At 61.0% G+C, this 14,006-nt stretch carries 8 protein-coding genes; 3 read left to right on the forward strand and 5 right to left on the reverse strand.

What is annotated here, in order from left to right:
- Positions 1 to 112 precede the first annotated feature (112 nt).
- The 5 genes from MOP44_RS00005 to MOP44_RS00025 form a co-directional block, all read right to left on the reverse strand.
- On the reverse strand, positions 113 to 2,044 hold the full coding sequence (locus MOP44_RS00005) for a serine/threonine-protein kinase (RefSeq protein WP_260793836.1): 1,932 nt from the start codon (positions 2,042 to 2,044) through the stop codon (positions 113 to 115).
- Between the two features lie 258 nt (positions 2,045 to 2,302).
- Positions 2,303 to 3,928: a SpoIIE family protein phosphatase gene (locus MOP44_RS00010; protein ID WP_260793837.1), complete on the reverse strand. Its 1,626-nt coding sequence runs from the start codon at positions 3,926 to 3,928 to the stop codon at positions 2,303 to 2,305.
- A gap of 122 nt (positions 3,929 to 4,050) precedes the next feature.
- Positions 4,051 to 5,535, reverse strand: a complete 1,485-nt coding sequence (locus MOP44_RS00015) for a PAS domain-containing sensor histidine kinase (protein WP_260793838.1) — start codon at positions 5,533 to 5,535, stop codon at positions 4,051 to 4,053.
- A 144-nt stretch (positions 5,536 to 5,679) separates the two neighbouring features.
- Positions 5,680 to 7,890, reverse strand: coding sequence for an OPT family oligopeptide transporter (locus MOP44_RS00020; protein ID WP_260793839.1), 2,211 nt, complete (start codon positions 7,888 to 7,890; stop codon positions 5,680 to 5,682).
- 154 nt (positions 7,891 to 8,044) lie between these two features.
- Positions 8,045 to 10,018, reverse strand: a complete 1,974-nt coding sequence (locus tag MOP44_RS00025; protein ID WP_260793840.1) for a glucosidase family protein — start codon at positions 10,016 to 10,018, stop codon at positions 8,045 to 8,047.
- Positions 10,019 to 10,096: 78 nt separating this feature from the next.
- Here MOP44_RS00025 and MOP44_RS00030 point away from each other — a divergent pair, with 78 nt between their 5' ends.
- From MOP44_RS00030 to MOP44_RS00040, 3 genes are all read left to right on the forward strand, one after another.
- A complete protein-coding gene (locus tag MOP44_RS00030; RefSeq protein WP_260793841.1) occupies positions 10,097 to 11,044 on the forward strand; it encodes an EamA family transporter in 948 nt (315 codons plus the stop codon).
- 182 nt (positions 11,045 to 11,226) lie between these two features.
- Positions 11,227 to 12,387, forward strand: coding sequence for an acyltransferase family protein (locus MOP44_RS00035; protein ID WP_260793842.1), 1,161 nt, complete (start codon positions 11,227 to 11,229; stop codon positions 12,385 to 12,387).
- Between the two features lie 8 nt (positions 12,388 to 12,395).
- Positions 12,396 to 14,006, forward strand: coding sequence for an alpha-galactosidase (locus MOP44_RS00040; protein ID WP_260793843.1), 1,611 nt, complete (start codon positions 12,396 to 12,398; stop codon positions 14,004 to 14,006).

Genomic DNA, 14,006 nt, shown 5'->3' on the forward strand with positions numbered 1-14,006 from the left:
GCAAAGTCCGCATGACGGAACGAACAGAGCGGGCGAATCAGCAGTCGGAAAACGGCAAAACCTGCGAAAGCTGTTTTCCGGTTCCCTATTCCCTATTCCCTATTCCCTGCTTTTAGAACATCGCATCCGAGCGTTCGCTGAGGCTGATCCTCGCGCTGCGATCTAGCGCGCCGGCGCCCGGAACGGGCAGCGGCCGAACATCCGTGCTGAGAACTACGCGCTTGCCGGGAGTCAGATCGGCGCTCACGCTGTTCGACGCAACAATACCGGCCCCGGCCGTTGCAGTAATCCGAAGCTGATGCCGTCCCGTCGGGATCACAAACCCGGTGTAATTGCTCTGGCTCGACGGCGTCCCGCTCCAGTAAGGCCGGCCATCCACGTCGAGCGAAGTGGTCACGCTTGAAGGAATCCCAATGAGTTCGAGGCGCAGGTGGCCGCTTCGGCTGGGATCCAGACCGTGCGGGTTGTACTCGGTTGTGGCAGTGCTGGCACCGAGCGTCGGCCCCGAGGAAGGCGTGGCCGAGTGCGATTGCACCCTGCCGGTCGCTGCCTCTTCCATCGATTGCTGCACCTTGTCCTGAAGCATGTAACGCATCGCGAAGATCGCTCCAATGGCGATCACGACCCAGACCAGGATGCTAAACCCGCGTTTCTTCGGGGCTTCCTCATCTTTGCCGATCTTGATCCCGCTGGTGGTCTTGATCACCGGAGCAGCAATCGACGTCGTGTAGACCGTGGCCTTAGCAGGCGCAGACGCCGCAAGCGGCGCACCTGTCGTGGCACGCGGCGGCACAGACGAGCTCATCGGTGGAGCCGAGCCATTTCCAGGCGCTTCGGTCGGGGTGCGGCCAACGGGTGGAGGAGTCGATCCGATCGAAGCTGCGGTTCGCGGAGGAGCAGGCAGCGGCGCAGCAGGCGGCGCCACTGCTTGAGGCATGCGCGGTGTACCAAGCGGCTGGCCTGCTGGATATTGCACGGGTGGATACGAAGGTCCTGCACCAGCAGCTTGAGGATAGGCCTGCGAAGCAGGCTGCGGCGCCTTAGGATATCCTGCCGGAGGAATCGGTGGCGCAGAATAAGGCGGCTGCGGCGTTGGATTCGATACAAACGAACCACGAGGCGGGGTCTGGGCTACATCAACCGTCGCGTCGGAACGATAGCCCACGACAGTCACCTGGGCGGGATAAGACGCTGGCGCGGCAGTCTGTCCTGTGAACCGGACGGCAGCAAGTGCGGCTGCGAGCTCTTCTCCAGATTGGAAACGCTCCGCTGGATTCTTTGCCAGGCACTTCAGCATGACCGCTTCAACCGCCGGCCCTATCGCCGGATTCAGCCGCGCCGGAGGAATGGGATCCGTGTGGACGATCTTGTAGGAAACGACAGTCAGGGTCTCACCCGCGAACGGCTGTTCTCCGCAAGCCATCCGGTACAGGATCACGCCCAGCGAAAAGAGGTCGGTGCGCCCGTCGATCGGCGCGCCGGTGAACTGCTCAGGTGGCATGAAAGCGGGCGTTCCAAGAAGTTGGCCCGTGGTAGTGACCTCGCCCCCGGCAAGCTTGGCCACTCCAAAGTCGGTGATGCGGGGCCGCTCCGAACCGTAGACCTCGCGAGCGGTCATCAATATATTGGCTGGCTTGATGTCGCGATGAACAATGCCATTGCGGTGCGCATAGCCAAGCGCTTCGGCGATATGCTGGCCGATCTCGCATACCTGGTCGATCGAGTAGCGGGTCCCCTGTTTAAGGCTGTCGGCGAGAGTCTGCCCCTGGACCAGTTCCATCACCAGGAACGGCACGCCATCGTCCTCACCGGCGTCGAACACAGGGACAATGCCAGGATGCGCAAGGGCACCGGCGGCCCGCGCCTCGCGAAAGAATCGCTGACGATACTCGTTGGTCTGATCGCTGGAAAGCGCTGCCGCGTGGATACACTTCAGCGCAACGGTGCGCCCCATGACCGGATCGTGCGCGCGATAGACCGCCCCCATTGCGCCGCGACCAAGTTCGCCGACGATTTCATAACGAGCTATCCTTTTGCGGTCCATGCGGTTTCCGGGTTAGGGGCGAGTTCAATCTAACATGCCCGGAGTTCTGGGGCCTAATGCAGTTCCTGAGTCGCTGTATCCGGGACCCGATGCGATCAAGTCGACGCGACCTCAAGGAGCGGCGGCCCTGCACGCAATAGGCAAGGACACATTAACTCAGGAAATGCCGTAGCCCGTTAGGACCCATGAAGGCGGTCACTAACCCCAAATCGCAGAAGGAATCCCGGCTGCCGACACCTCAATGGTGGCACAAATCCGCTATGCGGTAACCGGCGTGCGATAGCGCAGGATCAGCAGAGTTACGTCATCCGACGGTTCGGCGCCGCGCGTGAAGTCCTCCACGTGCTTGAAGATGGAGCTTTGCAGCTCCTCCACAGTCTTGCTGCTGCCGCCTGCAACGATCTCGCGCAGCTTCTTCAATTCAAGCATTTCGCCGTCAGGGGCCGTCGCTTCAGAAACTCCATCTGTAAACAGCACGAGCGTATCGCCCGGATCGAGACGCGTCTGTGCGGCTGTCACCTGCGCGTCTTCGAGTATCCCAATGGGAAGCGAGCCCTGCGCGTAGAGATCGGTAACCTCACCGTTCCGAATCAACAGGGGTGAAGGGTGCCCGGCGCGCATGTAGTCGAGGGTACCGTCGGTCGCCAGAATGCCGAAAAAGAGGGTCACATAGCGGCCCACCTGGGTGTGATCGCAGAGGAACCGGTTTACGTGGTTGAGCACCTTGACCGGATCAACGCCCAGAGTCATGCCGGAGAGCGCGCCCTGCAGCATAGTCGTAACGAGCGCCGCCCCGAGACCGTGTCCCGAAACGTCAGCGATGAGGAACGCGGTGCGGTCGCCCAGTGGGAAGACGTCGAAGTAGTCGCCGCCAACCGAGTGACAGGGGATCTGCTTTCCGGTCAGCTCGACGTGAGGAAAGTCGCGCAGCCCGTGGGGCAGCAGACCCTGTTGGATCTGGTACCCGATCTCGAGTTCCTGCTCCATGCGCTGACGCTCGCGTTCGCGCTCCACCAGCCTCGCATTGTCGAGAATGCTGGCGGCCTCGCTGCCGAGCGCGGCCAGGATCTGGATATCGAGGGTGGAGAAGGCAGTCGGCCCGCGGGAGTCGAGGTAGATAGCGCCCAGCAACTGGTTGTCCGGCGAGGGGCTGGTCTCATGCGCGGTGGCGCGGGAAACCGGATAGAGCGGAATAGCGACAATCGCGCGCAGTTGCTGCGCCATGATGCTCTCTGCCGCCTGGAGATCGAGCCCGCCGATGCTCACGTCGTCGGTGATGATGGGCGAGCGGCGTTGAACCGCCTGGCGAAGTGCCGTCTGGCTGGGAGCGATGTTTTCAGGCGGCAGGTCTCGCTTGTCGGAGCTCCGCGCAACTCGCACTTTGAGCACGCCGTTTGCATCCGGCTCGATCAGCGCGGCCCGGTCGGCGCGGGTGAGCGAGATCGCGTGGTCCAGCATGCTGCCCAGCACCGCATCCAGCGGCAGCGTCGAATGCAGAAGCGAAGTCGCCTCGAGGAGAAGATTGAGATTGCTGAGCCCGACTCCGCCTCCACCGCCGACGCGATTCACTGAAGAAGACATGCTGCCAATCCGGGTGAGCATGTTCTCGACCGAGTCTTCCTGATCTTTACTTGAGCGGAACGTGATGCGGTAGGAGTCGTCGAGGCCGAAGCCGATCACATCGCCATCGCGCAGATCTCGACGTTCAATGCGGATGCCGTTCACGAAGATGCCGTGGCGCTGCCCGCGGTCTTCTATTCGGAAGACTCCGCGCTCCTCCACGATCGCCGCGCAGTTTCGCGAGATGCGGGGATCTTCGAGGACCAGATGATTCCCAGTCTCAGCTCCACGGCCAAGCAGGAAGGGATTGTGAGCAACGGGCACGAACTCTGGCATTTTGCCGGGCCGTGCTACTTCCAAAACTACTTCAGAAACAGACACAGGGGTGGACATGAGTAGAAAAGAAGATTATCACCGGCCCGCCTTGAATCCTGTAAATCTCAACTTCATTCAGTTTTCGGCTCTCCTGCGGCGAAGTCGAGAGACGGCGCCAGCAGGTTGTCAGAGATCCTCAGCGGAATGCACACGTCAATCCTGGTGCCACCCTGACCCCGAATGGAGAATTCACCGTCGAGACGCCGCGTGCGTTCGCGCATGGCCAGCAACCCGAGCCCGGAGCGTGTCGCCGCCACATGAAAGCCGGCACCTCTATCCCAGAACGCCAGGCGTATTTCAGCACCGTTGCTGGTGAGTTCGATCCAAGCCTCGCGCGAGCCGCTATGCTCAACCACGTTGCTTAGCGCCTCCTGCACAATGCGATAGAGGCAAAGTGCAATATCCGGAGGCAGAAACGCAGGCACACCTTCATGCTTGAACGCGACGTGGAGCCCATAGAGATGCAGCGACTGGCGGCAGAGCACTTCAATCGCCCAGGGCAGGCCGGTGTAGTCAAGACCCGAGGGATGGAGGCTCTGCGAGATGATCGCGATCCCTGAGGCGATGTCCTGGATCTTGGCGGAAATGGCCTGGAGTTCGCGCCCGCACTCATTGTGGAGGCTGCGGAAGAGGTGAGAGACCTCAAAGCTCACAGCGGCCACAGACTGGCCGAGGCTGTCGGTCAGCTCCGTAGAGATGCGGCGGCGCTCTTCATCCTGGGTTTTGATGAGCTGACCGCTTAGGTCCTGAAGCTCGATCTCCATCCGCTTTCGATCCGTGATGTCCATCGCGGCTGATAGAACGCAGGGTTCCCCGTCGATGTCGATCGGTTCGGCATAGCCCATGGCAATGCAAACCCGGCCATCACGGGTCCGAAAGCGATATTCGCCGCTGACTCTCTGGCCGGCAAGGGCAGCCCTGGCGATCATCATCCTCTGTTCCGGATCGAGGCAGAGATTCATTTCCATTGGTGTGTGCCCGATCGCCTCGGCGCGCGCGTAGCCCGTGAGGTGCTCAAATGCGTCGTTCACCTCGAGATAGCGGTGATCTATCGCGCTCGAAATCATGACGGCCATAGGCGTCTGGCGAAATGCCTTGGAGCATTTCTCTTCAGCCTTGAGCTGCCGGTCCCGGGCGGCTTTGTACTCGCTGATGTCGTCGATGACGGCAATAAGCTGGGTTTGCCCCTGAGTCATTTCGTCGACCATCGGCGTGACCGAGAGCTTTGCCCAGAAGGCGCTGCCGTCCTTGCGCATGTAGCGTTTTTCGATCGAGTACGCCTGGATGTTGCCTTCGCGGAACTTAGCGAAAAGTTCAAGGCAGCCGGGCAGTTCCTCCGGCGGTATGAGAGCGCCGACATCCGCGGCAAGCAGCTCTTCGCGGGTGTAGCCAGTGAGGTCGCAGAGCCGCTGATTCACGTAGAGGTATCGGCCGTAGAGATCGTTGATGGCGATACCGGTGGGCACCTGCTCAAAGGCTGCGCGGAATGTGTCAGGGCACTGCACGGGGCTCGTTTCCTCCCCTGGGATTGTGAAGTTCACCCGTCCCGCGTTCATCTAGCGGTCTTCGACCGGGGCTTCAGATATTCACAAGATGAGAATCATCGTAATCCCTTGGTGATGCGGTTTACAAAGGGATTCTGGGCGCACCTCGGGCGAGCGAAGAGTCACACGGTCAAAGTGCTTCAAGGATCAGGTCGCTTAGCTTTTCACCGGCTTACGGGCGAAGTAGTAGAGACTGTAGGCCAGCGCTGCGAAGGCGAGAACGCTGACGAAGCTGTTGTCGAGGAAGGTGTGGGGCACGTTGAGCACGTCGCGGTTGTCGTAGTAGGTGGCTTCCAGCGCCTTTAGCGCTACGCCCACCAGGCCTGCGATGCCACCGGCGGCGATCAGGCCCGAGGCGAAGAGAGACCCCGATGAGATTTCGCTATCAGCATCGGATTCGCCGGCACGGCGTGCGGCACGATCGACAAGCCAGCGGACGACTCCGCCGCAGAAGATCGGCAACGTGGTTCCGATGGGCAGATAGAACCCGACGGCGAATGTCAGCGAGCGTATGCCCAGCAGTTCGACGGCTATGACTAGGCAGACGCCGAGAAGGACGATCCCCCACGGCAGCTTGCGGCTGAGGATGCCGTTGATGACAGTCGCCATCAGCCGTGCCTGCGGTGCCGGCGCCGACGGGCTACCGATGCCTTGCACCCATGACACTTCGATCTGCTTTGTGGTGGGTGAGTAGAGATATTTGCCGTCCTGGAGTTCCGTCGAGCCGATGGCGTTGAGAATGACGTACTCGGATTTCTGATGGTTGGTAGCCGTCTTCCCGTCCGCTCCAACGACGCGGATTTCGTTAGGCAGGTGCTTGTTGTCGGTCTGGATGGCCACGCCGGCGTGCGGGGCGTTGATGTCCCATGCTTTGCCGAGCGCGTGGAACTCCTGCAAGCCGGTGTTCATGAGGTTGAGGGTGACTCCGATGATGAGCGTTGAAACGACGACGCCAATCATGAGGGCGATCTGCTGGAGGCGGGGCGTGGCTCCAATAATGTAGCCAGTCTTGAGGTCCTGCGAGGTGTCGCCAGAGTTTGAGGCCGCGATGCAGACCACTCCACCAATGGTGATGGCGAGTGCACCGAATGCGGGTGCGGTCCAGCCCTGGACAAGGAAGACGGCGGCGGTGGCCATGAGGGTGGCGATCGTCATGCCGGAGACCGGCGAGGCCGAGGAGCCGACGAGGCCGACGATGCGGGAGCTGACGGTGACGAAGAGGAATCCGAAGACGACCACGAGCAACGAGGCGGCGAGGTTAGCGGCCCATCCGACGAAGGCACCGGGAACAGGCTTGAACTCCAGAAACAGGAACATGCAGGCAACGATGAGCAGCGATCCGATGAGAACGACTGACATGGAAAGATCGTTCTCCGTGCGGACCGGCTTGGCTTGCGCGACCGCCGAACCTCCGCGCATGGACCTGACGCCTTCCGTGAGCGCGGACCAGATCGTGGGAACGGTCTTGAGCAGTGTGATGAGCCCGGCGGCCGCCACTGCTCCCGCGCCCATTGGCTTGATGTAGGCGGCCCAGAGGTCGCTGGGACCCATCTGCGCGATCGGAACCTGGCCGGGATAGATCGGCCCGGGCAGAGCCTTTCCGAAGAAGTAGATGAGTGGCATGACTACCAGCCAAGAGAAAACGCCTCCGGCGAAGATGACGCCGGCGACGCGCGAACCGATGATGTAGCCGACGCCGAGGTATTCCGAGGTTGCGTCGGCATTAATGGCTCCGCCTTTCAGTACGTGCTGGTCGCCGAAGTCGGGCGAGTAGCCGGGGGATCCCGGCCATACGGCGAGCAGATTTTTGTTCGCGAGGAAGGTGTAGACACCGCCCAGTCCGAGACCGAGGAAGACGCGCGATGCCAGGGAGCCGCCTTTTTCGCCTGCGATCAGCACGTCAGCGCAGGCGGTGCCTTCGGGATACGGGAGAGCGCCGTGTTCCTTGACGATGAGCTGACGGCGCAGCGGGATCATGAAGAGGACGCCCAGCCATCCGCCGATGAGGGCGAGCATGAAGATGCGCGCGTACTCGAGCTCGAAGCCGAGGAAGACGAGAGCAGGCAGAGTGAAGATAACGCCCGAGGCGATGGACTGGCCGGCGTTTCCGGTGGTTTGGACGATGTTGTTTTCGAGGATGGAAGCACGGCCCAGAACGCGCAGGATGGAAATCGAGAGCACCGAAATGGGAATGGATGCTGCGACGGTGAGGCCGGCGCGGAGGCCCACGTAGACAGTGACTGCTCCGAAGATGATGCCGAAGATGCAGCCGATGACGATGGCGCGGATGGTGAACTCGGGCGGCTTGTGATCGGGGGAGATAAAAGGACGGAAAGCCGGCTGCTGGATTTCAACTGCTTCGGGCATGTGTGTCTCCAAGGCGCTCGCGTTACGGTCTCGGGGCGATTTCCTGAAAGGGGAGTGTAGCAGTTCGAAGTACAGGAATTCGAGGGTGGAGATCACCGGAGTTCGTAGGGTGTGCTCAGGTCGAGCCCCCGCTGTGCATCTATTCAGTGCGATTTCACTGCTGCAGGATCCAGCGGGCCTCGCCGTGTGCCGGCAGAGTTATGGTTGACCGGGCGCCGACAATCCCGCGAGTTGTCCTGCTCTCCAGCCTGTAGTGCACGGTTGCTGACCCGAGCGCCGAAAGGTCGACCTTGTAGCGGCGCGGCTTGTCGGAGAGATTCTTCAGTACGAATCCGTCTTTGTTGCTGCTGTAATAAAGCGCGTACTGAGGAGTGTCGAGTTCTACGCTGCCGTAGCCTTGGCTATGCGGAGAAACGGAAACGTCGGCATCCGCGGGAATGGACAGGCCCAGGTATTTCCCGATGAGGACCGCGGCGAAGACGTTGGGGTATTCGTAGTACTTTTTGGCGCCGTGACTGTTCTTGCCATCGATGTAATAGAAATGGTCCATGTCATAGCGTTCATCCATGAAGTAGCTGTTCTTCGCGGCCTCCGTGGCGACAGCCTTCAGTTGATCGAGCAAGAGCCCGTTCTGCTTCATCGACGCGCGAAACGCCGCATCCCAATACCAGTAACGGCCGGCTGCACAAAGGTCGTAAGGGCCGCCGTCGCCAATCTCGGACTTGTCGTAGGCGGCGATATTGGCAGCGACGAAGCTGGGGAACCGCTCGAATTCCGCGGCATTGTCCTCGATGAGGTGGCGAACGGCATCCGACTGAGCTGGCGTTGCGTATCCAAAGAGCACGGGCAGTTCGTTGGCCAGCAGATGGATGTGGTCGTGAGGCTTGCCGTCGCGGTCGACCCAGTCGATAAACCTGTGGCTCTGCTCATCCCAATAACCCATCGGAAGAGGGGCGATGAGGGCGCCGGCCATCTGCTTTGAACTCGCGGTATAGCGCGCCGTCTTCTCGGGCCGACCTAGTTGCTTCTCCATGGCGACCAGGAGCTCGAAGGCGTGCGCGGCGAAGGCCTGGGCCATGGTTTCGCGGCCGTCCTTCATGACCTGGTCTTCGTAGTAGACATCGGACCACACGCGGCCATATTGATCTGTATTCGCGAGGATCCAACCGGCCGCATGCTCGAGGTTCTCGATATTCGCCCGTAGCCACGCAGAATTCTTGGTTGCGGAGTAGTAGTTCCAGGCCTCCTCGATCACTTCGATATCGCCGGTGAGTGGAAACATGGCAGCGTTCACGTGATTGTTCTGGCTGTTTCTGCGCACGTGATATTCGCGCCGACCGTCGGGCTGCACTGAGGTGGGCGCGCGATAGAGGCGCTCGGGATCGTTCTCCATCAGCCTGAACTGAAGTTCGATCATGCGCCGCACAACGTCGAGATCAGCGTCCGAGCCGATCGCCAAACGGGCTTTGATCTGGAACTCGTGGTCAACCGCCGGATAGGAGCCCGCATACGAGGTGATGTTCAGGGTGCTCAGAACATATCCATCGTGGTAGGGGAACTTCGCCGCCATGGTCTTCTCCACCACCGATGGCAGGATGGTGCCCCAATAAAAGCCCGCGAGCGCATTCTCAAGGTCTGCGCCGCCGTCGATGTGGAATGAGAATCGGTGACCGAAGATGTCGCTGTGGGGGCGGGCCTCAGAGGCTGTGAGCGTGGCGCGGTCTGCGTTCACCGTCACCTTCAATCCAGATTCGGTCTTCTCGGCGGAGAGATCGCCCGTGCTCAACTGAATAAACCATGAGCGATCCTTCGAGGCAGCGTCCACGGGAAGTATCCAAAGGCCCTGATTTCCCTCGATGCGCACGCCGGCCGCGCTGATGGGGAGGATCCACCACTGCTTGTTTTCAAATTCAACGCCGACCGCCTGAGAACCGGTGAAGACCAGCGTGATGGACGCGTGAGCGTCGGTTCGCTGAATGAGGAACCTATCGCCAGCCGAAGTAACCGCGGCGTTGTCTATCGACTGGAGAATGCCGCCGGTGATGTGAGTGGCCTCAGTTGAGGCGGTCTGTGCGAACGAATGAGCGAACACTCCAAGGAACAACAACGCTGCGAGAATTGTCTTCATCAGGTATGTGCTGTCTTGAGGATCTGATTCAAGTTTAAATGGATGGTGTTTACTCGAAGAGGAGCGTCTTTGTCGACAATGAGCGAGCGTCCTGCCTGGAAGACCCTTCTGGCATTCGGGATCGTGTACTTCGTGTGGGGTTCGACGTTCCTCGCCATCAGAGTAGGCGTGCGCGAAGTGCCGCCGCTGCTTTTCGCGGCGCTGCGCTTCGCCATTGCAGGCGCGGCGCTGTACGGGTGGACACGCATTCGGCGCGAAGCCGCACCGAAAGGCAAGGAGTGGGGTTCTGTTGTACTGCTGGCTACGCTGATTTTCGTGTGTGACTATGGGCTGCTGTTCTGGGCGGAGACCCGGGTGCCTTCGGGGATAGCCGCCGTGATGCTCGCAGGCATTCCGGCGTTTACCGCAATTGCCGAGGTGTTGCTGCTCCGGACGCGCCGCTTTACCGCCTGGCTGGCGGTCTCGCTGGTGGGCGGTTTGGCGGGTGTAGGTGTGCTGACGCTGCGGACCGCAGGCTTGAGTGGGACAGCGGTCAGCGTAACGGGAGCGGTGGCGCTGGTGGTGGCAGCGGTGAGCTGGTCTTTTGCGACAGTGATGACCAAGCGGCTGCCGCTTCCTCAATCGAAGATGGTGAGTTCAGGCGCGCAGATGCTGGTTGGCGGGCTCCTGATGGTTCCAGTGTCCGGCGCGTTCGGCGAGTGGCCGCAGTTTCATCCGGCTCAAGTGTCATTGGGTGCCTGGGGCGCGCTGGTTTACCTGATCGTCGCCGGCTCCATCATCGGATTCACGGCGTACCTGTGGCTGCTGCATCATGAGTCGCCCACCAGGGTTGGCACCTATGCCTACGTGAACCCGGTGGTCGCGGTTGCGCTGGGCCATTGGCTCGGCGGCGAAGAGTTGCGCATGAGGACGGTGCTCGGCACGGCGCTGGTGCTGGGCAGTGTGGTGGCGATCATGATGGAGCGAAAGAGCGAGTCGCTCAGAGAGCGGGTTAGCGAGCCGGCAAGTCAGAGGGTTGGGAAGTAAGCACCAGAATCCACTCGGCGAGTTGGCGAAAGCGGGGTTCTGCGCGTAAGGTGAGGGCACGAGAGATCCCGGTTTTGTCTCCCTCGCAGCCAGGTTCAAACGTTGCAGATTTGGAGATAAAGATCGGAGGCGGAGCGTTCTTCATGAGTCAACCGGGCCTTGCGGCTTCCCCTGCAAGAACAATGACCAACCCCAGCATAGCGGCGTCGGCTGTGAAGCGGCTGCTGTCGCTGGACGTGGTTCGCGGCATCACCATCTGCTTCATGATCATGGTGAACAACAACGGTGGGCCGGGCTCATGGGGATTCATGAACCATGCGCAATGGAACGGCCTGACGCCGACCGACCTGGTGTTTCCTACATTCGTATTCGTGATGGGAGTGTCGATTGTCTTCGCCGCTGAGGCGCGGCTGGCGAAGGGCGCGGTCAAGGCGCAACTGGCGAAGCATACGGTGATTCGGGCAGTGGTGCTGATCTGCCTTGGAATTATCGTGAACAGCTTCCCGTTCTTCCGGCTGGACCATATGCGGTTCTACGGCGTGCTGCAGAGGATCGGGATCTGCTATCTGGTTGTAGGGCTGTTCTACCTCTATGACCGACGCGCGTGGACCAAGGTGGTCGCTCTGGTAGTGGCGCTGGTGGGCTACTGGGTACTTGTCCGCTGGGTTCCGGTGCCAGGTTGGGGAACGCCGGGGCAGGATCTGCCGTTCCTGGACGTGAACCGTAACCTGGTGTCGTGGATCGATCAGCACCTGTTCCCGTATCACCTGTATCTGTATCCGCCCGACCATAACGTGCGTGATCCTGAAGGTATGCTGAGCAACCTGCCGGCGTTCGGCACGGCGCTGATGGGCGCGCTGGCGGGCATCTGGCTGCGATCGACGCGCGCGGTTTCGACCAAGACTTTGGGCCTGTTGGCGGGGTGCGTGGCGAGTCTCGCGATAGGCTATGTGTGGTCGCTTGAATTTCCGCTGAACAAGAACATGTGGACCAGCTCGTTTGTGCTGGTGGCAGGCGGGTATTCCCTGGCGCTGCTCACGTTCTGCTACTGGGCGGTGGAGCAGATGAACTGGCGCAAGGGATGGACGTATGTGTGGATTGTATTCGGGTCGAACGCGATTGCGGCTTACATGTTCAGTGAACTGGTGCCGGGAATCCTTTACAACATACATGTTGATGCCGGCCCCTGGCGCCGGCAGACCCTGCTCGAAGCGTTGGCCAGTCCGCTTCACCATATTCCCGATCCGGGATGGGCCGCGTTCTCTTACTCGGTATCATTCGCGGCATTTTGCTTCATCCCTGTGTGGGTCCTTTACCGGAGGAAAATCTTCCTGAAAGTGTAGGAAGGGACATGCGATTAAGAGTCTTCGCGACACGCGTCGCAGTTGCAGTGCTTGCAGTTGCCTTGGAGATCTCAGCCTATGGTCAGAGCGCGCCGCGGGTGATCCCGGTGGCGCCGCCGCCAATGGGCTGGTCGTCGTGGAACAGCTTCTCCAACACAGTGAATGCGCAGATCGTGATGGAGCAGGCGAAGGCGATGGCCGCCAACGGCATGCAGAAGGAAGGCTACCAGTACATCAACATCGATGAGGGCTGGTGGCTGGGCAAGCGCGACGCTGCAGGCAACTTCATTGTCGATCCGCAGGCGTGGCCCGCGCTGGCCCCGGGCGAGACCGCGGGCGACATGTCGAACATAGTGCGCTTCATTCACTCGCTGGGACTTAAAGCCGGCATCTACACTGACGCCGGCAAGGACGGCTGCAGCATGTATCCCGACCTGGGTCCGAAGATCTTCGGCGCAGGAAGCGAGGGACATTACGAGCAGGATTTTCTGCAGTTCGCCAAGTGGGGCTTCGACTATGTGAAGGTGGACTGGTGCGGCGGAGACAAGGAGAACCTTGACCCGGCCGTGCAGTATGCGCAGATTGCGCGCGCGATCGCCAAGGCAGAGAAGGCAACCGGCCATCGGCTTTATCTTTCGCTGTGCGAATGGGGCAAGCAGAGCCCGTGGACGTGGGCTCCGCACGTGGGCGGCGCGCCTGGCGATGTGTGGCGGACGAGCGGCGACATCGTCGATCCCATTGTGGCAGCCGGTGAACACAAAGATCGCAAGGCGGGCTTCGACAAGATGCTGGCCAACTTCGAGCAGGGGATTCATCCGGAAGCCCAGCACACAGGGTTCTATAACGATCCCGACATGATGGTAATCGGCATGCCGGAGTTCACAGATGTGCAGAACTGGGTGCACATGTGCCTGTGGGCGATGTCGGGTGGGCCGCTGCTGGTGGGCGCGGATCTGACGAAGCTGACGCCGGTGACGCTGCAGATACTGACCAAGCCCGAGGTGGTAGCGATCGATCAGGATCCGCTGGGGCTGCAGGCGGTGAAGGTGACCGAGCCGAAGCCGGGGCTGCAGGTGTGGTCGAAGCCGCTGGCGAAACCGGGGACGCGAGCCTTGCTGCTGCTGAACCGCACCGGCGACGCAGCGGAGATCACGGCGCAGTGGAAGGACCTGGGATTGGCGCAGACGCCGTCGAAGGTTAAGGACCTGTGGACAGGCGAGGAGTTGCCGACCTATGGCTCCTACACAGTGAAAGTGCCGGCAAAAAGCGCTGTGCTGGCGCGCGTGGACGGAATGGACCTGGGCGCGGTGACCTACCGGCCGGAGCCGCAGACGCGGACGCCGTGCCGCGGATGCGAGGTGCGGTTCTCGAAAGTGGCTGCACATGTGGGCTGGGCGCGCGTGCTGATTGCATATGTGAATCCTGATAAGGGGTCGCGCTTTGCGGAGCTGCATGTGAACGGGCAATCGCCGACGGCGATTGCTTTTCCGCCTACCGGACCTACGGCGGGCGCGGTTGTGGTTCAAGCGATGTTCGATCGCACGGACAATACGAACGTGTTGACCTTCTCGGCCGATCACGACGCGATGCCGGTCATCCAGACGATTGCGGTGCAATAG

The sequence above is a fragment of the Occallatibacter riparius genome, assembly GCF_025264625.1.
GTDB classification, from domain to species: domain Bacteria; phylum Acidobacteriota; class Terriglobia; order Terriglobales; family Acidobacteriaceae; genus Telmatobacter; species Telmatobacter riparius.

Coding starts and splice junctions, on each gene's coding strand:
- MOP44_RS00005 (WP_260793836.1), bottom strand. CDS start 2,044: ATGGACCGCAAAAGGATAGCTCGTTATGAAATCGTCGGCGAACTTGGT.
- MOP44_RS00015 (WP_260793838.1), bottom strand. CDS start 5,535: ATGAACGCGGGACGGGTGAACTTCACAATCCCAGGGGAGGAAACGAGC.
- MOP44_RS00020 (WP_260793839.1), bottom strand. CDS start 7,890: ATGCCCGAAGCAGTTGAAATCCAGCAGCCGGCTTTCCGTCCTTTTATC.
- MOP44_RS00025 (WP_260793840.1), bottom strand. CDS start 10,018: ATGAAGACAATTCTCGCAGCGTTGTTGTTCCTTGGAGTGTTCGCTCAT.
- MOP44_RS00030 (WP_260793841.1), top strand. CDS start 10,097: ATGAGCGAGCGTCCTGCCTGGAAGACCCTTCTGGCATTCGGGATCGTG.
- MOP44_RS00035 (WP_260793842.1), top strand. CDS start 11,227: ATGACCAACCCCAGCATAGCGGCGTCGGCTGTGAAGCGGCTGCTGTCG.
- MOP44_RS00040 (WP_260793843.1), top strand. CDS start 12,396: ATGCGATTAAGAGTCTTCGCGACACGCGTCGCAGTTGCAGTGCTTGCA.